23 protein-coding genes and 5 pseudogenes are annotated in these 24,101 nt (G+C 50.6%); 4 read left to right on the forward strand and 24 right to left on the reverse strand.

Going from position 1 to position 24,101, the window contains the following annotated elements:
* The first annotated feature begins 84 nt into the window (after positions 1–84).
* Genes AB4124_RS10715 through AB4124_RS10725 form a run of 3 tightly spaced genes read left to right on the forward strand, consistent with a single transcriptional unit; the run spans position 85 to position 5,475 of the window.
* Positions 85–1,962 carry a class I mannose-6-phosphate isomerase gene (locus tag AB4124_RS10715; protein ID WP_441972809.1) on the forward strand — a complete coding sequence of 626 codons (1,878 nt, stop codon included), beginning with the start codon at positions 85–87 and terminating at the stop codon, positions 1,960–1,962.
* Positions 1,959–2,963, forward strand: a complete 1,005-nt coding sequence (locus tag AB4124_RS10720; protein WP_430112881.1) for an ROK family protein — start codon at positions 1,959–1,961, stop codon at positions 2,961–2,963. Before AB4124_RS10715 ends, AB4124_RS10720 begins: the two co-directional genes overlap by 4 nt.
* 22 nt (positions 2,964–2,985) lie before the next feature.
* On the forward strand, positions 2,986–5,475 hold the full coding sequence (locus AB4124_RS10725) for a glycoside hydrolase (RefSeq protein WP_441972811.1): 2,490 nt from the start codon (positions 2,986–2,988) through the stop codon (positions 5,473–5,475).
* A 111-nt stretch (positions 5,476–5,586) separates the two neighbouring features.
* On the opposite strand, the gene AB4124_RS10730 is transcribed toward AB4124_RS10725, so the two are convergent.
* The 12 genes and pseudogenes from AB4124_RS10730 to rpmG all read right to left on the reverse strand — a co-directional run bounded on the left by AB4124_RS10730 (position 5,587) and on the right by rpmG (position 12,567).
* A complete protein-coding gene (locus AB4124_RS10730; protein ID WP_076320777.1) occupies positions 5,587–5,823 on the reverse strand; it encodes a DUF6953 family protein in 237 nt (78 codons plus the stop codon).
* A gap of 80 nt (positions 5,824–5,903) precedes the next feature.
* Positions 5,904–6,629: pseudogene (locus tag AB4124_RS10735) on the reverse strand (YwiC-like family protein).
* 108 nt (positions 6,630–6,737) lie between these two features.
* Positions 6,738–7,283 (reverse strand): annotated as a pseudogene (locus AB4124_RS10740) (MFS transporter); the annotation flags it as partial.
* 166 nt (positions 7,284–7,449) lie between these two features.
* Positions 7,450–7,896 (reverse strand): annotated as a pseudogene (locus AB4124_RS10745) (LuxR C-terminal-related transcriptional regulator); the annotation flags it as partial.
* A pseudogene (locus AB4124_RS10750) lies at positions 7,869–8,135 on the reverse strand (nitrate reductase Z subunit alpha); the annotation flags it as partial. The pseudogenes AB4124_RS10745 and AB4124_RS10750, both read right to left, overlap by 28 nt.
* A gap of 260 nt (positions 8,136–8,395) precedes the next feature.
* Entirely contained in the window at positions 8,396–9,394 is a 999-nt protein-coding gene (locus tag AB4124_RS10755; RefSeq protein WP_441972813.1) for a Gfo/Idh/MocA family protein, read from the reverse strand.
* Positions 9,395–9,418: 24 nt separating this feature from the next.
* Positions 9,419–9,577: a hypothetical protein gene (locus AB4124_RS10760; protein WP_430201482.1), complete on the reverse strand. Its 159-nt coding sequence runs from the start codon at positions 9,575–9,577 to the stop codon at positions 9,419–9,421.
* Positions 9,578–9,616: 39 nt separating this feature from the next.
* On the reverse strand, positions 9,617–9,805 hold the full coding sequence (locus tag AB4124_RS10765; protein WP_076321309.1) for a hypothetical protein: 189 nt from the start codon (positions 9,803–9,805) through the stop codon (positions 9,617–9,619).
* A 193-nt stretch (positions 9,806–9,998) separates the two neighbouring features.
* Positions 9,999–10,901, reverse strand: coding sequence for an alpha/beta hydrolase fold domain-containing protein (locus AB4124_RS10770; protein WP_441972816.1), 903 nt, complete (start codon positions 10,899–10,901; stop codon positions 9,999–10,001).
* 216 nt (positions 10,902–11,117) lie between these two features.
* Positions 11,118–11,726 (reverse strand): DUF1349 domain-containing protein, encoded by a 609-nt coding sequence (locus AB4124_RS10775; RefSeq protein WP_339272027.1) that lies wholly within the window; start codon positions 11,724–11,726, stop codon positions 11,118–11,120.
* A gap of 105 nt (positions 11,727–11,831) precedes the next feature.
* Positions 11,832–12,305 (reverse strand): hypothetical protein, encoded by a 474-nt coding sequence (locus AB4124_RS10780; RefSeq protein ID WP_430112874.1) that lies wholly within the window; start codon positions 12,303–12,305, stop codon positions 11,832–11,834.
* A 112-nt stretch (positions 12,306–12,417) separates the two neighbouring features.
* Complete coding sequence (gene rpmG, locus AB4124_RS10785) at positions 12,418–12,567, reverse strand: 50S ribosomal protein L33 (protein ID WP_098742858.1); 150 nt, start codon at positions 12,565–12,567, stop codon at positions 12,418–12,420.
* A gap of 306 nt (positions 12,568–12,873) precedes the next feature.
* On the opposite strand from rpmG, the gene pdxR reads away from it, so the two are divergent.
* Positions 12,874–14,310 carry a MocR-like pyridoxine biosynthesis transcription factor PdxR gene (pdxR, locus tag AB4124_RS10790; RefSeq protein WP_430113154.1) on the forward strand — a complete coding sequence of 479 codons (1,437 nt, stop codon included), beginning with the start codon at positions 12,874–12,876 and terminating at the stop codon, positions 14,308–14,310.
* A 95-nt stretch (positions 14,311–14,405) separates the two neighbouring features.
* On the opposite strand, the gene AB4124_RS10795 is transcribed toward pdxR, so the two are convergent.
* The 12 genes and pseudogenes from AB4124_RS10795 to AB4124_RS10850 form a co-directional block, all read right to left on the reverse strand.
* Complete coding sequence (locus AB4124_RS10795; protein ID WP_430112873.1) at positions 14,406–14,927, reverse strand: TlpA family protein disulfide reductase; 522 nt, start codon at positions 14,925–14,927, stop codon at positions 14,406–14,408.
* A 26-nt stretch (positions 14,928–14,953) separates the two neighbouring features.
* The gene (locus AB4124_RS10800) at positions 14,954–15,529 is read right to left on the reverse strand and encodes an SCO family protein (RefSeq protein ID WP_339272025.1); all 576 of its coding nucleotides are present in this window, start codon (positions 15,527–15,529) and stop codon (positions 14,954–14,956) included.
* Entirely contained in the window at positions 15,526–15,891 is a 366-nt protein-coding gene (locus AB4124_RS10805; protein WP_076320757.1) for a c-type cytochrome, read from the reverse strand. Before AB4124_RS10805 ends, AB4124_RS10800 begins: the two co-directional genes overlap by 4 nt.
* A 37-nt stretch (positions 15,892–15,928) precedes the next feature.
* Positions 15,929–16,237, reverse strand: a complete 309-nt coding sequence (locus tag AB4124_RS10810; protein ID WP_179090570.1) for a FixH family protein — start codon at positions 16,235–16,237, stop codon at positions 15,929–15,931.
* 124 nt (positions 16,238–16,361) lie between these two features.
* Complete coding sequence (cyoE, locus tag AB4124_RS10815; protein ID WP_430112870.1) at positions 16,362–17,234, reverse strand: heme o synthase; 873 nt, start codon at positions 17,232–17,234, stop codon at positions 16,362–16,364.
* A complete protein-coding gene (gene cyoD, locus AB4124_RS10820; protein ID WP_098742852.1) occupies positions 17,231–17,554 on the reverse strand; it encodes a cytochrome o ubiquinol oxidase subunit IV in 324 nt (107 codons plus the stop codon). Before cyoD ends, cyoE begins: the two co-directional genes overlap by 4 nt.
* Position 17,555: 1 nt before the next feature.
* Positions 17,556–18,182, reverse strand: a complete 627-nt coding sequence (cyoC, locus tag AB4124_RS10825) for a cytochrome o ubiquinol oxidase subunit III (protein WP_430112869.1) — start codon at positions 18,180–18,182, stop codon at positions 17,556–17,558.
* Positions 18,182–20,155 (reverse strand): cbb3-type cytochrome c oxidase subunit I, encoded by a 1,974-nt coding sequence (locus tag AB4124_RS10830; RefSeq protein ID WP_430112867.1) that lies wholly within the window; start codon positions 20,153–20,155, stop codon positions 18,182–18,184. The genes cyoC and AB4124_RS10830 overlap by 1 nt, the downstream gene beginning before the upstream one ends.
* 16 nt (positions 20,156–20,171) lie before the next feature.
* Positions 20,172–21,092, reverse strand: coding sequence for a ubiquinol oxidase subunit II (gene cyoA, locus AB4124_RS10835; protein ID WP_430112866.1), 921 nt, complete (start codon positions 21,090–21,092; stop codon positions 20,172–20,174).
* Between the two features lie 152 nt (positions 21,093–21,244).
* Positions 21,245–22,171, reverse strand: coding sequence for a COX15/CtaA family protein (locus AB4124_RS10840; protein WP_430112864.1), 927 nt, complete (start codon positions 22,169–22,171; stop codon positions 21,245–21,247).
* A gap of 276 nt (positions 22,172–22,447) precedes the next feature.
* Positions 22,448–22,747 (reverse strand): annotated as a pseudogene (gene arsC / locus AB4124_RS10845) (arsenate reductase (thioredoxin)); the annotation flags it as partial.
* Positions 22,748–22,781: 34 nt separating this feature from the next.
* A complete protein-coding gene (locus AB4124_RS10850; RefSeq protein WP_441972822.1) occupies positions 22,782–24,077 on the reverse strand; it encodes an arsenic transporter in 1,296 nt (431 codons plus the stop codon).
* Between the last annotated feature and the right edge of the window lie 24 nt (positions 24,078–24,101).

Raw genomic sequence — 24,101 nt, forward strand, 5'->3', positions numbered from 1 at the left:
TCCTCTTTTTATAAAGACGGATCCTCCCTTGCCTTCTACAATGAAGTCGTAACAGACATTCCGGAAGGGAGGATCCATCTATCCATGAAACCTGCAACAGCCTTTCAATCACACCCGATCAACCACTTGGACTTTCGAAACGGACCCCAATTCATGAAGAGCGGGATCGACTCATGGTGTTCGTTGATCCTATCGACCTACAAACAAAAATCCCAGCATGAAGTGCAAGAAAAGAGCAGTATCTTCATTACGCTTGACGGAACACACGGCGCGGATTTCGATAAACTTCTGGCAAAGCTTCAGCAAACCTGTGAGCAAGAAGGGATCACCTTCTCATGCGATTCCACGTCCGATTATGTCAAACCCGAAGCCGAGCTCCGGGCCGAGATGGCTCCTTATCTGACTGACAACCGGGCATTCGGCTATAAAGCAACCGATGTACGTCCCATTCAATATTTTCAACAGGACGCACGGTCTGCCTTGAAAAAAAGTGCGCTTGAATCTGACGCGATGCGCGGCATATACGTACTGCACGGACCCGGCGCTTCGCTGCTTGAAGGCCGGACCCCCGACCTTCGTTTCTACGCCGATTACTCCCGCGAAAACCAGCAGCGGCGTCATGCCCGGCATATGGGCAGCTTCGGCTTGGGCATCTCCCACGACAAGGTTGAGACTTACAAGAATTGTTTATTTCTCGAATGGCCCGTCTGGGAGACTTACCGTCGTGACTGGTTAGCCCATTATACCCATGCCGAACGCTCGGACAATAAAGCGTTCTACATGGACTTCAATCGTCCGGAAGAGCCGGTGTGGCTGCCGACAGCAACCTTGGCAAACGTACTGCATAAAGCGAGTCAGCAGCCGTTTCGGGTCAAGCCGTTTTTTGCCCCGGGAATATGGGGTGGTCAATACCTTAAGGAATTATGCGGCCTTCCCGACGAATGGCCGAACTGCGCCTGGAGCTTTGAGCCCATCGCTCCCGAGAATACGCTTCTGCTGTGCGTGCAGGATATCACCTTCGAGATTCCGTTCACATTGCTGATGGAGGCAGCGCCTCAAGAGATCATGGGAACGCGTAATGTCAGGCTATTCGGCGATTATTTCCCGATCCGGTTTGATTATCTGGATACGATGCAGGGCGGCGAGCTATCACTGCAGGTGCATCCGCTGCAAGAATATGCCGAGTCACGGTTCAATGAACATATGACGCAGCAAGAGTCGTACTACATCATGCGGAATGCCCCGGGAGCCAAGGTGTATCTCGGGCTGAAGGAAGGAATTAGCGGCGGACGTCTGCTTGAAGCAGTGGAAGACGCCCAGCTTCAGGAAAAGCCGCTTCAGCTCTCCGACTACGTTAACGAGTACGATTCGCAAACAGGGGATCTTTACCTCATTCCACCAGGCACGGTCCACTGCTCTGGCAGGGATAATCTGGTGCTGGAAATCTCCTCAACCACCTGGTGGTTCACGTTCAAGATCTACGATTACTTACGGATGGACGCAGATGGCAAGCCGCGCCCGATGAACCCTGAGCATGCACGCCACAATATCAATGACGCCATGAATACGTCAGCGGTAGAAAGCGAACTTATCGCCCAGCCAACCGTCATAAGCCGTCAAGGCCGTAGTGCGGAGGAACTGCTCGGTCAACGGGATGATCTGCTATTCCAGGTTAGCAGGCTGACCCTGCATGAAACATGGAATGCAGACACACAAGGAGAATTCGTCATGTACAACCTTGTGGAAGGTGAACGTGTCCGCCTTGTACCAGTAGCGGACGAGGGTGCGGCCGTTGAATGGGGTTATGCGGAATCCTACATCGTCCCGGCATGTGTGGGAGAATACCGTCTGGAGAACCTGTCCGGCTCCCCGTGCACCTTGATCGCCGCCAGAGTCAATCCGGAGTGGAATCTTCCGCTTCTTCCGCCTCACTGGGCAACCGAAAGCGGGGAGTTTCAATGAGCCGCAATGATAGCGCCGATCCAGAAAGCGTGCCTTCTCCTGCCCCTATCACGATCGCGCTCGATGCTGGCGGCACTGCGTTGAAGGGAGCTCTCATCGTGAACGGGCAGCTAATCCCCGGCTCGTTCCTAACCCGGCCTTCAGAATCCCAAGGAGCCGCGGCGGATACAATCGTCAGCTTTGCTCAAGCCTGTCATGATTTGATCACCTATTACGCTTCGGCCTTCCGGCCATTGGATTATTACGATTCGATCCGGATCGGCTTTGCTTTTCCGGGGCCCTTCGATTATGCAAAGGGCATCGCGCTTCTTCAAGGCATCGGCAAATATGAAGCCCTGTTCAAGCTGTCGGTTCGGGATCTGCTCCGTTTCGAATTTCAGAGACTCAAGCCATCCTTCCCGGGTGTCACAATGAATCGTCTGACTGCGGCCGATATCCGGTTCGGGAATGACGCCTTCATGTTCGGGCTTGGGGCCTCCATCCGGTTCCCATCGGAGCGTCTCCTATGCCTTACGCTCGGTACAGGCCTTGGCTCTGCCTTTGTGGAGAATGGTCAAATCGTAGCCGGTAGACACGGTATCCCAAGCAGCGGAATGCTGTTTGCGGAGCCTTACCGGGATCACATCGTGGACAGCTATTTCGGCAGAAGGGGCATTCTGAACATGGCTTCGAAGCGGGGTCTCCTGACCGACGGGATCGATGTAGCCGACCTCGCTGAAGCAGCCAAGGGCGGTAACACGCAAGCTCAGGATGTATTCCGGGAATACGGCACCAAGCTAGGAGAGATGCTTCTCCCTTATCTATCCGAGTTCAAACCTAGCCGCCTAGTGCTAGGCGGACAAATCTCGTACAGCTTGCCCTTATGGGAAAGGGAAATCCAGCTAGCTTTAGGCAGGCATGCCGTTCCGGTTCACAGTCTCGCAGATGGAACGGCGGCTGTGTTTAACGGCATTGAGAAGTTATTCGGGGATTCGGATCATCATGTTTCCGCTCCCAATTAATTTATAGGAGGTCACCAATATTATGAACCTATCCACGCAAGGCGGTCATCGACCCGCCCGCCCCTGGACGATCTATGTCATCCATCATTCCCACACAGATATCGGCTACACCGAGCGCCAAGAAAGAATTGAGCAGTACCATGTGGATTTTATCCGCCAGGCACTAGACATCACGGAAGCCGCACACCGCGGGGAGCGCCCGGAATGGAAAACATTCCGCTGGACCTGCGAGACCTTCTGGGCCGTGGAGAAATTTCTCGAAGCAGCAACTCCGGCAGAGAAAGAAGCTTTTCAACAAGCGGTGAAACGTGGCGATATCGAACTGTCCGGAACCTATCTCAATATGACCGAGCTCCCGGATTTCGACCTCCTTCTGCGGAATCACGGCAAGGCGCAAAGGTTCGCGGAGACCTTCGGACATCGGATCGACAGCGCCATGACCGCCGACATTAACGGGTACAGCTGGGGGTATGCCGAAAGCCTGCTGCAACATAACATCGAGCACCTGTTTTCCTGCATCCATACGCATCACGGCATGTATCCGCTGGGCCGCAAACAAACGCCGTTCTGGTGGGAAAGTCCAAGTGGCGGCAAGCTGCTTGTTTGGAACGGCGAACATTATATGTTCGGCAACGAGCTCGGGTTCTGTCCGGATGCACTGGGTAAATACATCATCAAAGACGAGCTTCAGCATAACCTGATGGAGCCTGAACAACGTCATAACGACATCGCTGCTTTACGGATTAACCGGTATTTATGGAATCTCGAGCAGGAATCCTACCCCTATTCCTTCGTTCCGGTCATGGTCTCCGGCTTAGGCACGGACAATGCATCCCCGAATGCGGATATCGCGGAGTGGATTACGAATTGGAATGAACAATACGGCGACCAAATCACCATTAAGATGGCTACGCTGTCCGAATTTTTTGCAGCATTGAAACAGGAGGACCTGTCCGCTCTTCCGGTACACCGGGGGGATTGGCCGGACTGGTGGACCGATGGGGTGGCTTCAACAGCGATGCATACCCAGATTTACCGGGATGCCCAGCGCACCCTTCGCAAGGTCAAGCGGCTCGATCCGGTCCATGGTGCGGCAAGCCTGACCGAGATCGAGGATGCCTCACAAGCACTGACCATGTACGCGGAGCATACATGGGGCTATCATTCCTCCGTGTATGAGCCATGGCACCCGCAGGTGCAAATGCTGGAGGTGCGGAAGCAAGCCTATGCGGCCGAAGCCAGCAAGCTGGCTTACCGGGCGCTGGATAAAACGCTTGTTGCCCGTCAGGGCGCACTGCTTGCCCCTCATCGTCCCTTGCGCTACGAGGTGATCAACACGGAGCCGGCCGCGGCGACGCTGCAGGTCGCCATCCCGCTGGATGGTTGGGAACACGTGATCCTGAAGGAAAAGTTCGAGCTCATCGACGAGTCGACCGGACAGCCATTACCATACCAATTGGCACATACGGGGGCGCTTGTCACGCAGCTCTCACTTAAACCGGATGAGTCCCGGATCTTGTACATCCATCCGCACGAAACACCGGATGCACTCTCCGCTTCCGGGAACATGGTGACTGCGCGCAACACCGAACCGATTGCATGCGAAGGAATTGCCGACATCCAAACTCAGCCCATAACTCCATATCCAATCGTTGTGGGCAAGCGTTCGATCGAATCCGAATCCTTCCGGATCGAATGGGAGATGAACGAAGGCATTACGGCATGGATCGATAAGACACGCTCGGCAGACCTGCTGGACGATGCACGCGAGCACGCGCCATTCACCCCCGTGTACGAGGTAACTCCGGCACAGGATGAGCATAATCCGTCCGAAATATGCTCAACCCGCCGCCGCATGGGACGCAACCGGAAGGGCACGAACGTCCAGCGGGATACCGGACGCTTGACCCGAGTCACCGTGCTGGACAACGGACCGCTGTTTGCCCTGGTGGAGCTGGTCTTTGACGTGAAAGGGCTCAGCTACTATGCCCTACACATCAAGATGTATGCGAACCAGCCTCGTGTCGAGGTGTCCATCCGCTTCCACAAGGACAGCGTCTGGCTGCCGGAGAATGTTTACGTGGCTTTGCCATTCACTATGGGCACTGAAGCCGAGCTATATGTAGAAAAAGCCGGCTGTCATGTCCGGCCATGGAAGGATCAGATTCCCGGAACCTGCCTGGATTACACCAGTGTCCAAGAGGGAATATTCTGGCACTCGGCCAAAGAACGGGAAGCGCTCATCCTGTCTATGACAGACACGCCGCTCGTACAGCTGGGAACGCTGGAGCACGCCCCCCGGCTGCTCCACACCATGCAGTCTGCGGACAGCCGTCCTTCCACGTATGCCTGGATATTGACCAACTACTGGGAAACCAACTTCAAGGCGACGCTCGGCGGCTTCTACGAGTTCCGTTATGCGCTAGAGCGGCATCGCCAGTTGGACCCGGAGCAGGCTGTGAAAGCCCTGCACGCTTCAACCGGACAATTTACGATTCACCGAATCAAATAAGTCAAGATGGAAAACAGCTGCCCTGGTTTCAAGGCAGCTGTTCTCATTATGATAGGCAGGGGGGCCGTCAAGCCGCCCCCTTTCCCCTTATTATTTTTTCCACAGCAAAACCTACGTCCATGCCCACATGAAGCCGTCACGATCCCAAGCGATCCGACCGCCATGCAGTTTGCGGAATGCCTTCTTCACTTCCTTGGACAGTGAGGCATTACCGTTTTCGTTAACGAAAACAAACTCTTCCCCGAAGTTCTCGCGTACATAGCGGATGGCCTCTGTCTGATACAAATTACCCGTAAACCGGATTTCCTCCACCATCCATTCGGCCACCTGCTGCGCTGTATATGTCATATGAACATCGTTCCCTTCTGTATACCTTCACTTATTATAACAGAATGGACGATGGAATCGATTTTTATGAAAACGGCAGACTACATCAAGATCATGGACAGCAATAAAAACTGGGCGGAACCCACAATCTCGATTATTCCGACCTTCATCGGTTTCATTGCTTTTCCGGAATACAGTAACGTCTTAATGAACGGAAATACGAATGGCAGACACATCCACGGTTTCCCGAAGATGATCGGCAGAACCAACATGACGGCATGATATATTCTTGCGTATATCGTCCAGCGCCTGTTTTTCCGCTCACGGAATACCGATTTGACAAAGAACACGGTGCCCGTGAAATATAGGAAATTATACACAATGACGGCAGCAAGCATCGGATCGAAACCACCGCCCTCCAACATATAAGCAGCGGCACCTCCGGTACAGAACAACAGAATCGCGCAAATATCATTTAACAGCGCACGCTCCACTTTCTGAAGAACATGCCAAACATTCACCATGATCAGGATGAGCAGCACAGGTGCAAACCAGAGCATCGACGGCTTGAAGACAAGCACCGGAATCAGAAAAACAACGGCGATAAGGGCATAAACGATCCCCCAGGATATCCAAGTTTTACGTTGAGACGTCTTCTATAAGGATTGCAGAAACGGATAGGACGCCATGTATAAACATAACCAGGCCAAAAATAGCGGAAGGTGCAGCAGAACCGGCTTGGCTGCCGCCATTCCTATGATATAGGGTACACTGACCATAGCCCAGCCACCATGCTCCCGTGGGATGACAATCCTCGTCTTTTTCATGCGTCTCTCCCTCTCCAATCCATCAGCTCATACCCATCCTGATTCATATCTTCAGCCATTCGAACAACGGCCAGGCGGATAATAAGTAATATCGCTGAAGGTACCCACATCTTTACGGTCACCTAAGAGTGCATTTAGCACGGCAAATATCAGCAGCAGTACTAAATACAGCTGGACGGTTTTGGACCATCCGATCTGAGTCGCGATGACCGGTGCAGCAAACGTGGTAATGGCAGTGCCAATGTTGCCCATCCCGTAAATCCCATTTACGAGTCCCAGCTTTTCTTTCGCATAGTATTTAGGCAATGAGGTCACACCGACCGAGAACACGGCCCCTCCGATCCCCAGAAACAAGCCACCGATGACCAAATGCGTAAAGGATGAAGCCGAGCTGATAAAATAAACCGGAAACAGCAGCAGGATAAAGCTGACGATAAAAACAATTCGTGCTCCCACGACATTGGCGTAATAGCCAAGCGGAATCCAGAGGACCGAACCCAGCACCACCGGAATAGCCGTCAGAATAGCGAGCCGGTCTGCCGGAATGGAGATATCTTCTCGAATAAACGGCAAGAGCGCGGAGATGATGACCCATACCATAAAGCCAAGCACCAGATTCATTGTTTGCAGCGGAAGCTGCAGCTTTTTGATCATTTCCATCACCTTTTCTAAAGCGTAATGAATGGCAATTGATCCCCAGCTCCTATTGTACGTGCACCTATTCACAATGCTAATAGGGAAGTTCCCTGAATCTCTCCGGGGAACTTCCCTATTCCTTAAAGCAACAACCCTTTATTGCGCCCTTTTATATACGTAAGGACTAAAAATCCAGCAATTTTTTCTTCAATGCATATTCCACTAACTTCGGGCGGCTTTTCAAATTCAGCTTGTCCATAATTTTGGCCTTGTGCGCTTCCACCGTCTTGACCGATACAAAAAGTTTTTCCGCAATCTCCTTATTGCCATAACCCTTGGCGATCAGGGGCAGGATCTCAATCTCCCGTTTGGACAGACTGTTAAACGGATCCTGCTCCGCGCTCTCGCTATCTTTCTTAATAAACTCCCGAACCAGGGAAGTAGCCATCTGGGGATGGATATAGGTCCCTCCCTTATGCACCATGCGGATGGCGGAGATTAATTCATCATCCGGCGCATTTTTCAGTACGTAACCTGAGGCACCGTTTTTTAAAACATGAAACAGGTAATCATCATCATCATACATGGTTAGGATCAGAATTTTCGTGTCTGGAAATTCACTGCTGATCTTGCCGAGGAAGGATAATCAATCTGTTGGTTTTCCCAAGTGATGATCCCGTTCTTCACGAAAACCTTCCAGCTGCAGGAGCCTGTGCAGTTCACGCCATGCGTCGTCCGTACCACTTTGTCATGCGACCAGCGCTTGCGGTACATATCTTCCCATTCCCTGCTTTTCTCCTCCAGAACGGACCAATTGTCAGAATAGCTTTCCATCCTCTTGAAGAACTTCAGCCCCGACTTTCGTTTCATAGGACAGTTCAACTCCTTCTGCTTGAATGACAATGATTGGGGAATCAATGTGCCGTCCTTCGTATAACTTAATTATGAGTGGCCTCTTCCTTGGTTCCTATTAGGGAAACACCTATATTCCTCCGAGAATTCCCTTGTTGATGGATTGTCGCCCGGACTGCCCCATCGAAGGAGCGAGCCGTGCACGGAGCGCTTTTTGAACGAAAAAAGGGATGTCCCATAAGACCTGAAGATCTTATGGGACATCCCTAAGGCAATCATTATGAATCTGAACGGTTAGTCGATCCTTCCCCGACCTTCACCGGTACTCCCGATTCGGCTGACCGCAAAGCCGCATAGGTAACTTCCATGGTTTTGACGGCATCCTCATAGGTCGATAAGATTCCGGAAGCATCGCCCGTGCGCAGCCCATGGATGAAAGCTTCATTCTCCCGAAGATAAGGATTAGCTGCATTGCGGATTTCCGTCATTCTTCCTTTTTCCTTGACGATGAGTTTATCGGGTTGAATGTCAATGACTCCCTGCTCCGTATAGATGGCCAAGCCTACCTTATCCGATTCCGGCAGCATGCAGGTATTGGAGATCGTTGCCACGGCCCCGCTCTTTAATTTCAGCGTCACGGTACCCACGTCGTGTACCGTGACCCCCTCATGAATGTCCTTCATGGCTCTATGGGCGAACGCCGCATACACTTCATCCACTTCACCAAGCAGGCAGCGAAGCAGGTCTACCATATGAGTGGTTTGCTCGATAAATTGCCCCCCGGAGCCTTCCTGTTGTCTCCACCAGTACACCTGCGGCATGTCTCCCATCCAGTAGCCAAGCGCCATCCCGATCTTCCGGCTTTCCAGCATCTCGGCAGCCTTCATGGCTGCATCCGTATAACGGAAATGGTACCCTGCGGACGTAATCAAGCCGGCCTTCTTCACGCCATGCAGAATCTGCCTTGGCGTATCGAGGTTAGTGCTTAGCGGCTTCTCAACCAGAAAAGGAATGCCCCTCTGCACGAGCTGGGATTCGATCTCTCCATGCGCAAACGGCGGAACGCAGATATAAACCGCATCGGGCTTGGTTTCATCCAGCATCTGCTCAGTGTTGCTATACGCCTTGGCCGAGGCATAGCCCTGCACCGCTCGTGCCGCCTTCTCCTGACTTGTCCCGACAAAAGCAGCAACTTGTACTCCGTCCATGTTGGATAATATATCTGCATGTACTTTGCTAAACCAGCCTGTGCCTATGATTCCAATTCGCAATGCCATGTAATCCTAAGACCTCCCCTTCGATTAGAGACGCTGTGGTTTTCTTCTCAGCCATTGATATACAAATCCTGCAGCGAACACAACCAGCAGCAGGACGTAAGCGATGATGACGATCTCCGTGGAGCTGATGTCTCCAGAATACATCAAATGGACCTGGGTTCCAATGATAATCATGAATAACAAAAGGCCGCTCCCCGATCGTTCAGGAAACAGCCTGTATAGTTATCTCAAAATCATCCATATCACAATAAACGCAATTAACGAAACAAAATAAATGATGAGCAGCTTCGTGAGATTGGTTTTTGTTTTCCGCTCATAGTTCGGGTTTGCCTTCTTATTCTCCTGAGATAATCCGACAAGAAGCGTGGAAACTCCACCAATTAATGCCAGCGCGATGACAATAATATACATAACCAACCACAAACAACCCCATTCGATTATTCATTATATACACTCTATTATAGAACCTGAGGCATCAGGATCAACAGTAATCATCATTCATTTGTCATTTCTGCCTCATTATTATAATGAACAATCGGCTAATGCACACCATCCAATTGCGCGACAGTTGTAACCATCCAATTGGCTGGTCTGTCACCCTCCATTATGGCTTTCCACCACCGCACGCCACCCATTGATGCAGCCGCTCCAGTGCCTCTACGGCTTCAGGCATCGGAAACAGAGGCCACACATGCATCATGTTCTCGTATTCCCAGTACTCGGAATCAACACCTTCTCGGACCAATTTATCGCGCAGCAGACGAGCGTCCGGCAGCAGAGAATCATCGGTTCCGACGAGAATGACCGTGCGGGAAAGGCTTCCCATCTCGCCAAACAACGGACTGACCGCCGGGTCGTCCATAGGAAGACTTCCTGCATACATCCTTCCAACCTCACCGAGCCCGGCCGGCTGCAGAAAGACGTCACGCTCCGGTATACCGAGCGCAGCAATCTGGGGATTGTCCGTAGCTGCATCCACCCATGGCGAGAGCAGGATTAACCCTTTTGGTGCAAGCGGCGTTTCTTTTACTGATTGGGCCATATCGAGAGCCAGCGCACTACCGGCCGAATCGCCCATTAGAAATACCGCACTCCCCGCCTCGGCGCAGATGTACTTGTAAAATTCGCGCATCAGCCCTGTCAGCTTCTTCGCATCAATAGCCGGGACGGTAGGGTAATTGGGTATAATTACGGTGAATCCGGTTCGCTTCGTCCACTGTTTGGCAAAAGCGAAATGGGGCGGTAGAATCTCTTCGATATAAGCTCCACCGTGTAAATAAACGACTGCCCCCTGTTCCATTGCACCATGCGATATATAATAATTCATACTCAAGCCGGATCCACTTTCAAAACAGCGGGTTTCAAATCCCTCCTGTTCCTCTGGAAGTGCAGGATATGGAGGCAGCGTTTCGATATATTGCCGAATCGTTCCGGCATTTTCCCATTTATGATTGAATCCCTCTGCAGTCAGCAGTTCCTTTATAGCAAAACTTTCTTTGCTCGGCATATGGTTTTATCCCCTTTGCTGGACGTGATCAATATCAATATATGGCAGATTATTGTGTATCCAGCCTCAATATACCACCACAATCCGCATGGCCGCTGTGGCAATTGATACAGAACGGTCTGCATATAAAAAGAGACCTCACCGATCACGAAATGATGGGTGAAGTCTCTTTACCTCTATAGCTGTTGGTTAAACTCAGGAGTCCTGGCCCTACCTCTACTCTTCCACCTGCGGATCAACATGAATGTCGCTGTCCGGCAGCGTGCTCACCCAACGCGTGAAGGTCACGATGAGACCGGAGCGGGTAGGCGAACAGACAAAAGGCCCGGCCTGACTTGCTGTTCGGGCGGGAAAGGGCGCCACGCGAACGGTGCGCCAAGGATGCTTCCCGGTTCTCGCCCTAATGATGACCGCATCATTCAGCCTGGAGGCACGGATCGTGACACGCTCGCCAACCCACTCCGGCACGGGGGCGAGTGACCAATCCGAATATTCATGGGTGACCACCGTGGCCAGCTGGGGGATTCCGTCATTGATTTCAATCCCAGCTTTGATCCACTGTCCCGGAGCGTTCATTAGCATAAGCCCGGCCTGATCATATAGCTCCGTAAAGGCATCCAATTCAAAGGTGACCTCTATGGCCGTATCCTTATCCCACGCCGCAAGCAGTGAATGACCGCTGTCACGTTGAAACTCATACAGGGTTTTCTCCCAATAATCACTGCCTTCTCTGGACTCAACCTTCAGATGCAACCCTTCCTCTGCCACCGATACCGGTTCGGTTGTCCATTGACCTGAATTCCAAGCAATTCTCCGTTTCGTCATTCGATCACAACTCCTTATTTCCCCTAATAGGGTTGTTCGAAGCTAAGCTGCTCAAGGGACTCTGAGCCAGCAAAGCAATGTTATTTTATGTAAAAGCCCCATTTTCTAATGGACTAAATCTCTCAGTAACTGATCCGCACTGTGCTGGAGAAGTATACAAAAGGAACGGTTATGTCCGATAAAGAACGATGAAACGTCATAGCGGTGACGGGCAGGCTCATAGGTAATCAGCGCTCGATGCTTCATGTTACCCTTCAAAATGTTAGCGAACTGCTCCGCAGGACCGCTCGAGAAAAAAGTTAGGTAGGCGTACAGGGAATGATCAACGGGTTCATCAAGCGGGCTTACACCCGCGCAGGAAAACTCGGTCTTCAATCCCGCCTGCTGCAGCCGAATCAATATCGGGTATAACTGCTCATCGACAGGGGCATTGCCGAATACCCGCGTCCGTTTGGGCTGTTTGCGCACCTTATGTCTGTTGATCCATTCATTTAGCTCCTGCCTTCTTCGTCTCCACTGTTCCGGGGTATGTGTGCTTAGGAGCAGCTCACCGCTGGAATCATGTCGTTCCTGGTTCATCCCATCCATCCCCCTCATTTACATGGCTGCACTTCTGCTACTTTTAGTGTAATCCCATTTCACCTGAAGTCAAATAAGCCGGATGATAGATCCGGCTTACGGTCCGCATTCACTATCGGGTTTCCCGATGAAGCGTTACCCGCTTCAACCGTGGACAATATTTGCGCAATTCCATTCGCTCCGGGTGATTCCTTTTATTTTTGGTCGTTGTATAGTTACGGTCGCCGGTTTCCGTGCATGCCAATGTTACCGTCACTCGCATAGTCAGCACCTCCTATTCTTGTGTTTGTTTAATCGTAACAATTACGATTAGTCAAATCATACTTTATTCCTCTTTTTAAATTTTGTCAAGAAACCGAAAGCGCAAGCGAATTACAGCCACATCCCAGTAAGAGGGATTACGTTGACCCATCCAATTTACAATCAGATACACCATCCATGTTCAACGGATTGCAGGATATTTGTCATCGTAATGATGAAATTATGAAAACCCTTCATTTATACATAATGATATGATTAACATTACAGACAGAAACAGCCTGAATATGTTCATGAAAGGATGAGGAAGGTGTGGAAGCCGGATCGCAACAGCACACAACCTCTATATCAGCAAATTGCTGATGATCTGGAGCAAAGAATATCGTATGGAGAATTTCCACCAGGCAGCTTACTCCCCTCCGAGCGAAAACTGGCGGAGCAAATCGGAGTTAATCGAAGCACCGTGGTTCTGGCTTACTCGGAGCTTCGGGCGCTTGGAATCATAGAGAGCCGTTCCGGGAGCGGTACGCGGGTCAGCAGTTCCAAGTGGGGCGCCACGCCAAAACATACGCCGAACTGGCGCCGTTACGCTGAGGGAGGAAATTTCCTGCCTAATCCCCCTTTTCTCCGCCGGATTCGGGAGGCGTTGGCGCATGATCCTTCTTTGATTGATTTTGCCAGCGGGGAGCTCGCCGGGGATTTGGCGCCGATCCAAGAAATGAATACGTTGATGAGTCAGAAACCCAATATGTCCTATTTCGGTTATGACAATCCACAAGGATATGGCCCACTTAGACAAGCATTGGTTACGTATCTCAAAAAATATCGCGGGATTCATACCACCGAATCGTCCATCCTGATCACGTCGGGATCCCAGCAATCGCTGTATCTCATTACACAGTGCTTGCTGTCACCTGGTGACGCGGTTGCCATCGAAGATCCATCCTATTGTTATTCACTGCCGATGTTTCAATCCGCAGGTCTGCGATTGTTCAGGCTCCCGGTCGATGAACGAGGGGTACAACCGGAAGACATCCGCTCCCTGTACAAGAAACACCGGATCAAGATGATTTTCATTAATCCGAATTTTCAGAACCCGACAGGCACCGTTATGGATCATGAGAGAAGGGCCCAACTGCTGGATACGGCAAGTGAGCTCGGGCTTCCGATCGTGGAGGATGACCCCTTCAGTTTAACGGCCTATCAATGTTCTCCGCCTGCCCCTTTGAAATCCGTGGATTCTGTCGGGTCGGTGGTGTACATCGGGTCTTTCTCGAAAATAGCCGCATCCGGTCTCCGGGTAGGCTGGATGGTCGCCCCTAATTCGGTGGTGGAGCGGCTTGCGGACGCCAGGCAGCAGATGGATTTCGGATTAAGCGTAGTGCCCCAAAGCTTGGCCGGACAGTTCCTCAATTCTTCCCATTTTGCTCCGCACCTGGACAGGCTGAGAGCAAGCCTGCTATACAAGCGGGATTTACTGATCGAGGCCCTTCAGAAGGAACTGCAAGGCCTGGTGCATTTCCATGTGCCCGAGGGCGGCCTGCATCTCTGGTGCAAAATCGTCCCGGACGTGAATGACAGCAAGCTGCTGGAAAGCTCCATTCAAAAAGGCGTGATTTTTGCACCGGGCAGCGTATACGGTTCAGCTTCAGGTTATGTGAGATTCACTTATGCTCGTGCCAGGGCTGAGGATATCCCATCCGGAATATCCAAGTTCGCTGAAGCTCTGCACACCACGATTCAATAGGGCAATACAACAGGAACGGCCCCTCTCCCCTGGAATCACGAAAAAGGTTAGCTTACCGGAAGCTAACCTTTTTTCATAACCCGACAAATCCCATCCTACCGAATTTTGTCCATCAACTCCTTGATAAATTCAAGGCTTGGCAGCTCACCAGTTACGCGATCCACGATATTGCCTTGGTCATCGATCAGCACAGTTACCGGCAGGCCGCTTATGCCGTATTTCCCTTTGATTTTATTCTGTTGGTCCAACACGATCGGTATATCCAGTTGATGCTTCCGAACGAACGCCTCTGCTTTCTCGCGGCTTTCGCCTATATTAACGGCAATTATTTCAACACCTGGCTCCTGTGCATACGCTTCGTTCAGAATCGGCATTTCGTTCACGCAGGGACCGCACCAGGACGCCCAGAAGTTCAGCAGCACGGCCTGCCCTTTATAATCGGAGAACCGGACCGGCTCACCCTGAAGATTCACCGCTTCAAAGCCAGGCGCGGCATGCCCAATCTCTGCAATCTGGCCATCCTTCTTCATGGATTGAAAGAGTGCATATGCAGCGGCTGCCAGAAGAATTGCCAGAATCAGCCCTCGGACCCATGTTGAACGAGCGATAAGGTTCATCTCACTCCACCTCACGATATTCGCCGCTACTTCAGCAGCGATTTGACGTCCTTCAGGATCTTGTCATATGGAGGATCTGTGTTACCATCATACTTCGCAACGACCGTACCTGATGGATCAACCAAGTAGAAGGACGTCCCATGGATGACCTGATCCGCTGCAGTATCCATGGCGATAGGCGCTTTGAAGGATTGCAGCACAAACGTTTTAATTTCTTCAAACGAATAGCCTGTTAACGCATGCCAGTTCGTGAAATTCGCATCGAATTTACTCAGATAGCTCTTCAGTGCTGCAGGGTCATCCCGCTCGGGATCCACCGAAAAAGATACCAGCGTGGCTTCAAGCCCCGCGTTATCCAGCCGCTGCTGCAGCTCGGCCATATTAGCGGTCATGGTCGGACATACCGTAATGCACCGCGTGAACACAAAGTCTGCGATCCATACCTTGCCTTCCAGATCGGCTAAAGAAATCGGCTCTTCATCCTGGTTGATATATTCAAAAGGCTGGATCGGAATGCTCAGCTGACTTGGTTTAGAGTTGCCGCATGCGGCTGCCACCAACGTGAACACCATGATTACGCCTATAAACACAATCTTTTTCATGTATCTCCCTCCTGTTCCTCCTTCATGTTCGAAAGCCACATCGCAATGGACTTGATCTCGCTCTCCTCCAGAATTTTTTTATATGATGGCATGCCTTGATAACCCTCCATTACGATGTCCGCGATTTGATCCTCAGATAGCCTCGTCCCGACATCCTTCAGACTTGGGCCAACCCTTCCGCTTAAGTCGACGGCATGGCATGACAGGCACTGGCTCTTGTACAGCGCAACCGCCTCTTCATCCTCCGTTGTGGTGATGCTGGCACGAAGCACCGAATCATCCTCGGTCCGTTCGCTGCATGCAGACAACGTCAGCATAGCCAGCATAACAACAATCCATATATATTCTCGGATCAATTCCATCTGCCACCCTTCCTACCGGATCATGGCAACCTTAAGTTCACTTTTTCCCCGGATTTCCTACAACGATCTCTTTCTTCGGCATCACATGCATGCCTCTTGCCGTAACATGCGCAGTCACTTCATAGGTCCCTTCCGCTTCAAATGTCTTATCGATCCGGTAACTGCCGTTTTCAGCATGGTTAGCGTCAATCAAATCATGTTCGTCCTGACCGACCAGCCGGAATTCAAAACTCACCTCTTGTGCGTCTGCTACCGGTTCCTCACCTTGCGTAACTCGCGCCTCAAAGGGAACCGATTGCAAGGTCTCCACCGGGCCGGTCGGTAAAATCAGATCAACCTGTATCAATGCTTCAACCTCTGGTTCAGACGCAGGAGCCGGAGAACACGACACTAATAGAAGTACACACGCCAAAAGGACAAATAACCCTAATCTCCTCATAAGCCTCACCTCGTTTTTGCAATGCTTTTTATTAAGTCGCAGGTGTGTCCAGAATCATAACAATGAACACAATCATCAAATAATTCACGGAAATCAGAAAATTGGTCCTGGCCCAGCGTTCATCCAGTGAAACGATCATTCCGCGCAGCGTATGCCATAGCCATATAACGCCACCGATCACAGACACTATCAGGAATACGGGACCGGAAAAACCGGTAACGTACAGCAAAATGACGGTTGGGAGCAGCAGCGTTACATAAGGAATCATCTGCAGCTTGGTGCGCCTGACCCCTTTTCGTACAGGAAGTAAGGGAAAACCAGCCGCTCTGTACTCCTCCACCCGCCGAATGGCCAACGACCAAAAATGCGCGGGCTGCCACAAAAACAGCAAGCAGAATAACAAAACAGCTCCGGTATCTATCGTTCCCGTGCTGGCACAGTATCCGATAACCGGCGGAACCGCTCCCGACACGCCGCCGACAGCGGTACTCCAGGTTGACTTCCGTTTAAGCCACATCGTGTATATGACAATATAAAAGAACATCCCCAGCAAACCGAGCCAACCTGCAATCCGGTTCACGTTTAAGAACAGGATCCATTCTCCTAAGATACCAAGGACCAGAGCACACCATAAGGCATGGGTTAACTGAATCCGCCCCGTGGCAAGAGGCCTGCCGTTCGTTCGAACCATTTTGCGGTCCAATTTATGATCCCAAATATTATTGAAGATACAGGAAGATGCCATCGTTAGCGTTGTACCAAGCAGCATCCAGCATAACAAGCCCCAGTCTATGACCCATTTAGAAGCCAGCCAGTAGCCTCCGAATGCTGCAACCAGATTTAGCTGGATAATGCGCGGTTTGACGAGCTGTATCCAATCTCCCAGTACGGTGCGCTTCCTCATACAGCCACCATGTTGTACAGCATGATCCACATGGACCCTGCTACGATGACCAGCAAAATGACCAGGCCCAGAACCAGCGAGATCAGGTTGTACCTCGGCTTATTCTCTTCACGTAAGTGCATGAAGAATAAGAGCTGAACCATGAGCTGCAGCACGGCCGCAATCATCAACACAACGGTGTTCCAGGTTCCATCCAACCAGTCATTCATGACAATTATGATAGGAATAAGTGTCAGAATGATCGAGCAGATGAACCCGATGGTATACGATTTGAAAGAACCGTGCCCTTCCGGGGCTTGATGCGTATTGGACGGCACCATATTAACTCACCCCCATTAAGTACACAACTGTAAATACAAAGATCCATACCACATCGAGAAAATGCCAGAACAAGCTGATCACATTGACCTTCCGTTTGGTCACGGGGGTAATTCCCCGCTTGGCGATCTGAAGGATCAGGGCGATCATCCAGACCAGTCCGAACAATACGTGCAATCCATGCGTTCCCACCAACGTGAAGAAGGCGGATAAAAATGCGCTGGTTCCTATCGTCGCACCTTCATGTACCAGATGATTGAATTCAGCAATCTCCATCCCGATAAATATGGCACCCAGCCCAGCTGTAATCGCCAGCCAGGATATGAGGCCTTTAACGTTATGCTTGTGCATCGACAGCAGCGCAAGGCCGCAAGTATAACTGCTCGCAAGCAATATGAACGTACTGGCTATAATTCCGCCCATCTGAAACAGGTCTGCAGGTCCCGGACCTCCGTCCGTGTTGCGTTGCAGAACAATGTAGGTGGCAAACAACGTGCCGAATATAATAACGTCAGTCATGAGATAAATCCAGAAGCCGAACGTTCGTACTTCCTCCATATCCGGATGACCCTGATGCGCTTCCTGCAAGTGTGTTTGAGTTATGGGTTCTGATATTTGGGACTCAGCCATTAGATATTCACCTTCCTTATGGCAGCTTCAGTTCGCTCGATTTCGTCAACCGGAATATAATAATCCGTGTCATAATTAAAGGAATGATATAGTAAACAGCCTACCACGCCGGCCAATCCGGTATAGATAAATCCGGTCCAATCGAATATGAAGCCAAACCCTGCTATAAACCAGAAAGCCGACATGACAATCGGAACACCGGAATTTCTAGGCATATGAATCGGTTCCAGGTGCTGCTTCTTGGTCCGATGTGTTCCTGACGCTTGTTTCTGCTCCCACCATTCGTCTTGACGGGAGACGTTCGGCAATACGGCAAAGTTGTAGACCGGTGCCGGCGAAGGAATGGACCACTCGAGCGTACGGCCATTCCACGGATCCCCCGTGACATCCCGGTTCTTTGCCTGGTGCTTAAACCCATCCACGATCTGCCAAACCTGAAACAGAAAGGCAATCGCCATGAGCACAGCACCGATCGTGGACACCAGATTCAGCTCCCACCAGCCTTTGTCCCAGCTATACGAAACGACCCGGCGGGTCATTCCCATCAGACCGAGCACATATTGCGGCATGAAGCAGCAATAGAAACCGATGTTCCAGAACCAGAATGCCCACTTCCCGATGCGTTCGTTCAGCTTGAAGCCAAACATTTTCGGCCACCAATAGTACAGCCCGGCAAAGTAACCGAATACGACGCCCCCTATGATCACCTGATGGAAATGCGCGACCAGGAAGTAACTGTTATGGAACTGAAAATCCGCCGGAGCGACGGATAACAGAACCCCCGTCAACCCCCCTATGATAAAACATGGAATGAATCCAATCGTCCATAACATCGGCGTTTCGAATGTAATTTTTCCACGGAACATCGTGAACAGCCAGTTGAACACTTTCACGCCAGTTGGGATTGCGATCAGCATGGTTGTTAAAGCAAAGAAAGCATTGACGTCCGCCCCCGACCCCATCGTAAAGAAATGGTGGGCCCATACCAGAAAGGACAGGACGCTGATGATCATCATCGCCCACACCATGGACTTGTAGCCGAACAGCTTTTTCTTCGAGAACGTAGAGACGATCTCTGAAAATATGCCGAAGGCCGGCAGGACAATGATATACACCTCAGGATGTCCCCACATCCAGATCAGGTTGATATACATCATCGGGTTCCCCCCGCCGTCAAGCGTGAAGAAATGCGCCCCGGCATAACGATCCAGGAATAGCAGTGCCAGCGTTGCCGTCAAAATCGGAAACGAGAATATAATGGCGATGCAACTGGATAGCACCGACCAGGAGAACATCGGCATTTTCATAAGTTTCATGCCCGGCGCCCGCATTTTCAGAATCGTCACCAGGAAGTTAACCCCGGTCATCAAGCTGCCGAGCCCCGAGATTTGAATTCCCCATATATAAAAGTCCTGCCCTACACCGGGATTGTACATGGAACCCGAATAGGGCGGATACGCCAGCCACCCAGCGTCGGGCGAGCCACCAATGACAAAGGACAGGTTAAACAGCATCGCCCCTGAGAAGAACAGCCAGAAGCTGAGCGAATTCAGAAACGGATAGGCTACGTCTCGAGCTCCGAGCTGCAGCGGCACCATGATGTTAAACAAACCGAACATGAACGGCATGGCCATGAACAGAATCATGATCACCCCATGCGTGGTGAAGATCTGGTTATAATGATCCGGCGGCAACAAATCAAGCTCCGGCATAGCCAGTTGCGCCCTCATGAGAAGCGCGTCTACTCCGCCCCGAAACAGCATCAGGAACGCGGACAAAATGTACATAATGCCGATTTTTTTATGATCGACGGTGGTCAGCCAATCCCGCCATAACCACTTCCACTTTTTGAAGTACGTCAAGCCGCTTACAATGGCAATCAACGTTAGAACGATGGTGACATCCGCGCCATAAATTAACGGATCGCCCGTCACGAAAAATCCGGAAGAAAATTCTTTTATCTTTTCCCACATTAGAAGTTCTCTCTCCTTACCTAGTCACCTGGTCCTCGAAATTGAAGTTTTGCGTGTTTTTCCATGACAAACCATGGTTGTGGGAAGCGGCATATTTTGTCACCGTCATCTCGAACAACCCTTCCGGAAAAGCGGAATACGTATGAACCTCGGATGCGGACGGCTCCCTCAGCTGTTTATATCCCTCCAATGTCAGCTTGGGCGACTCTGCCTTCACTTCCTCCACCCATGCGTCAAACTCCTCCTTGGACGTCGCTTCCACGTCAAAATACATTTTTGCAAAATCCGTACCCGTAAAGTTCGCGCCGGACCCCCAATATTCCCCAGCCTCATCGGCTTGCAAATACAGTGTCATCGCCATCCCCGACATAGCGTACATCTGGCCGCCAAGCTGCGGAATCCAGAACGAGTTCATTGGCGAATCGGCCGTAATTTCGAAGCGGACAGGCACATCCTCCGGAATCTTCAATTCATTGACCGAGGCTATGCCCTGTTCGGGATACTGAAACAGCCATTTCCAGTTCAAGGAGGTTACCTGTACGGTCAGCGCTTTCTCACTGGAGGCAATGGGCTTCGACGGTTCCAGTGCATACGTTGCTTTGACCGTGATAATTGCCAGCGTCAATATGATCAAGATGGGAATTCCCCACCAAATCAGTTCCAGCTTCGTGCTATGCTCCCACTCCGGGGTATACGCTGCTTTTCTTCCTTTTTTGTCCCGATACCGCCACACGATGATAGCCGTCAGTATCAACACCGGAACGATGACAATGCTGCACAGCAAGGTCGAGATGATCATTAAATCACGCTGCTGCTCGGCAATGGGTCCTTTCGGATTCAAAATAATGATGTTCTCGCTGCATCCGGTCATGGCCAGCAGCATGATGGTCAGCAGAACCGCTAACCCCATGATTCGAAGTGTTTTGGGTCGTTTCATTACATTCAGCTCCAATCTGCTCACTTGTCCTGACTTACTTTAGTTGACAAGGCAGTTGGTGTCACCAGCCGTTCGTTCACTAAATATGCAGGCCAAGTTCAAGATTCTGTAACAAATTTCACATACAAATTCAGAATTTTCGTCTTTACGTCTCATCTACTCTTCCATGTACGAATCCCAAAAACCGCGAGCATGCTAAAGAGCAAGGTCGCTAACACATTGTGAACAAGACTTGCAAAAATAAAAATATGATGATTGTTCATAGCAAGCGTCAGCCACGCCCCGCTTAAAATTTGTGCTAGCACTACGAGATTAAGACCGATTACCAGCGTTGTCAGACCTGTTGAACGCACCCTTGTCTCATAATTTTTTACAGCTAAGAGCAGAAGAATCAGCAATATGAGTAAAACCGCAGCGGCGACCCGATGAAGAAAGACAATGCCAGAAGCCCCGCCCAGATACGGTATGACCTGGCCATTGCATAGCGGCCAGCCCATACAGCCGGCCTCCGACTCCGTATGCCGGATATAGGCACCGAGGTATACCACTCCGCAGCTATACAGCCAGATTCCCCAGCCCAAGAAGCGGATAGATGGCGGAATCGTAACGTTAGTACGATAATCCTGTGCTCCATGGAGTCCACGCATCCATACCACGAGCAGCATACTGCTGGCCACCGCAAACAAGGAGATTCCAAAATGAAGCGCCATGACCGCCGGCTGCTGAGGCCACATGACAGCCGCGGCCCCCATTAGAGCTTGTATCACAGTGAACAATAAGGTACCGCCAGCATAATAACTCGCCTCCCTATGGCCCCGGTAATGTCTCCGGATCACGATATAAGTAGCAAGCACCAGAATTCCGACCACGCCGGTTATCATCCGGTGCGAATATTCAATCATGGATTCCAGTGTATAAGCCGGGATGAATTTCCCGTTGCAAAGCGGCCAATCATCGCCACACCCAAGGCCGGAACCGGTCTTAGTTACAAGCGCCCCAGCCAGCAATACTAAGAACATACCGATAAATGAGGACCATACCAGCAAACGGTGCTTTAAGGATACTACGAACAATATCATCCACCTCTTGTGTCTGAATTTAATGTTGGAACAGGTTCAAGGTTCAAGACCTATCCCATTGCACAGGATAAAGAATTACACATGATCCGTGACCCTCCATTAGAGCTCAGTTTCCGACCATCCGCTTCACGTTGTTGACAAAAAAAGAACGCCCCGGTTAAGGGCGTTCTTGGTATATTGGGATGCAGGTTTTCGATATCTTCTTAAGGATTCTTTTATGGTTCGGACCCCGGCATAATGTTATCATATTATTCGCCGGTTTCAGCGAATTGTTGAATGCGCTCGGCGAACATGCGGAGGCGTCATCGGGCAACGATCGGCTGCATCGCCGCACAAGGTAACCACCAGGTCGGATTGATTTAACAATTCCGGATCAATGATATCGGAAGTTTGTTTCGATATATCAATACCAACCTCATTCATCGCTTTGACGGCATTCGGGTTTAGGCCATGAGCTTCAATGCCGGCACTGTAGACGTGCCAATCATCACCTAAATGTTTTTTGGCCCATCCCTCGGCCATTTGGCTGCGACAGGAGTTGCCTGTGCACAAGAAGTACATCGTCTTTTTCGTCATATTGGTCCTCTCCCTTTCTCCCTTATTGCTTGAATTACAGTACGGTTAACCAAATATATAAACCTAAGAGGGTTATAAACAATGTCGGGATAGTCAATATAATCCCTGTCTTAAAGTAAGTCCCCCAGCTGATCTTCACCCCTTTGGTCGAAAGGACATGCAGCCATAGCAGGGTTGCCAGCGAACCAATCGGTGTGATTTTGGGACCTAAGTCTGAACCAATGACATTCGCATAGATTAACGCCTCTCGGATGGCAGCTGTAGTGTTTGTCGCATCGATCGCTAACGCATCAATCATCACCGTCGGCATATTGTTCATGATGGAAGAAATGATCGCAGCAATGAAGCCCATACCCATGGTTGCGGCAAACAGACCTTGATCCGCTATGCTCTGTATGACGCTAGCCAGAAGATCAGTAAGACCTGCATTACGCAAGCCATAGACCACGACATACATGCCAATCGAGAAAAATACGATCGCCCATGGTGCACCCTTGAGCACTTCCTTGGTTTGCACTGCCGGACTTTTTCTCGCCATCAGCAGAAAGAGAATCGCGATAACTCCCGCCACGATCGAAACCGGAATCCCCACAAATTCACACACAAAGTATCCGATCAGCAGCATACTCAATACGATCCAGGATAAACGGAACATGGCAGGGTCTTGTATTGCCGTTGACGGTTTCTTAAGCTCGGTCCCATCAAACTTACGCGGGATGCTTTTGCGAAAAAACAAATACAACACAAGGATACTGGATACTAACGCGAACAAATTGGGAACAATCATACGACTTGCGTATTCGGTAAACGAAATTCCAAAGAAATCGGCCGAGACGATATTCACCAGATTGCTGACCACAAGCGGGAGTGAAGTCGTGTCCGCAATAAAGCCGCTTGCGATGATAAACGGGAATACCTTCTTCTCGTCGAAATGGAGCGCCCGCACCATGGCAAGCACAATCGGCGTTAAGATCAGAGCGGCACCGTCATTTGCAAAAAATGCGGAGACAACAGCTCCAAGTACGGATACATATACAAACATCCGGATACCGTTGCCTTGAGCGGCATTCGCCATATGTAATGCAGCCCATTCGAATAAACCGATTTTATCCAAGATCAGCGAAATAATAATAATCGCGACAAAGGCAAGCGTAGCATTCCATACGATTTGGGTGACATCCCACACTTCCTGAAAGTCGACGACGCCAACGAGTAGTGCCAGCACAGCACCTCCGCAAGCGGACCATCCAATGGACAGATTTTTAGGCTGCCAAATGACAAAGACCAATGTAATTAAAAAAATGATGCTAGCTAAAACAACAGAAACCAATGTACAAACCCTCCAATGACGTGT

The sequence above is a fragment of the Paenibacillus sp. 2KB_20 genome (assembly GCF_052115765.1).
Lineage (GTDB): Bacteria > Bacillota > Bacilli > Paenibacillales > Paenibacillaceae > Paenibacillus_AQ.

Bases quoted from the DNA above. Each gene is read 5' to 3' on its own strand.
- AB4124_RS10715 (WP_441972809.1), top strand. From the start codon at position 85: ATGAAACCTGCAACAGCCTTTCAATCACACCCGATCAACCACTTGGAC.
- AB4124_RS10720 (WP_430112881.1), top strand. From the start codon at position 1,959: ATGAGCCGCAATGATAGCGCCGATCCAGAAAGCGTGCCTTCTCCTGCC.
- AB4124_RS10725 (WP_441972811.1), top strand. From the start codon at position 2,986: ATGAACCTATCCACGCAAGGCGGTCATCGACCCGCCCGCCCCTGGACG.
- AB4124_RS10730 (WP_076320777.1), bottom strand. From the start codon at position 5,823: ATGACATATACAGCGCAGCAGGTGGCCGAATGGATGGTGGAGGAAATC.
- AB4124_RS10755 (WP_441972813.1), bottom strand. From the start codon at position 9,394: ATGGCATTGCGAATTGGAATCATAGGCACAGGCTGGTTTAGCAAAGTA.
- AB4124_RS10765 (WP_076321309.1), bottom strand. From the start codon at position 9,805: ATGTATATTATTGTCATCGCGCTGGCATTAATTGGTGGAGTTTCCACG.
- AB4124_RS10770 (WP_441972816.1), bottom strand. From the start codon at position 10,901: ATGCCGAGCAAAGAAAGTTTTGCTATAAAGGAACTGCTGACTGCAGAG.
- AB4124_RS10775 (WP_339272027.1), bottom strand. From the start codon at position 11,726: ATGACGAAACGGAGAATTGCTTGGAATTCAGGTCAATGGACAACCGAA.
- AB4124_RS10780 (WP_430112874.1), bottom strand. From the start codon at position 12,305: ATGAACCAGGAACGACATGATTCCAGCGGTGAGCTGCTCCTAAGCACA.
- rpmG (WP_098742858.1), bottom strand. From the start codon at position 12,567: ATGCGAGTGACGGTAACATTGGCATGCACGGAAACCGGCGACCGTAAC.
- AB4124_RS10795 (WP_430112873.1), bottom strand. From the start codon at position 14,927: ATGAACCTTATCGCTCGTTCAACATGGGTCCGAGGGCTGATTCTGGCA.
- AB4124_RS10800 (WP_339272025.1), bottom strand. From the start codon at position 15,529: ATGAAAAAGATTGTGTTTATAGGCGTAATCATGGTGTTCACGTTGGTG.
- AB4124_RS10805 (WP_076320757.1), bottom strand. From the start codon at position 15,891: ATGGAATTGATCCGAGAATATATATGGATTGTTGTTATGCTGGCTATG.
- cyoE (WP_430112870.1), bottom strand. From the start codon at position 17,234: ATGAGGAAGCGCACCGTACTGGGAGATTGGATACAGCTCGTCAAACCG.
- cyoD (WP_098742852.1), bottom strand. From the start codon at position 17,554: ATGGTGCCGTCCAATACGCATCAAGCCCCGGAAGGGCACGGTTCTTTC.
- cyoC (WP_430112869.1), bottom strand. From the start codon at position 18,182: ATGGCTGAGTCCCAAATATCAGAACCCATAACTCAAACACACTTGCAG.
- AB4124_RS10830 (WP_430112867.1), bottom strand. From the start codon at position 20,155: ATGTGGGAAAAGATAAAAGAATTTTCTTCCGGATTTTTCGTGACGGGC.
- cyoA (WP_430112866.1), bottom strand. From the start codon at position 21,092: ATGAAACGACCCAAAACACTTCGAATCATGGGGTTAGCGGTTCTGCTG.
- AB4124_RS10840 (WP_430112864.1), bottom strand. From the start codon at position 22,171: ATGATATTGTTCGTAGTATCCTTAAAGCACCGTTTGCTGGTATGGTCC.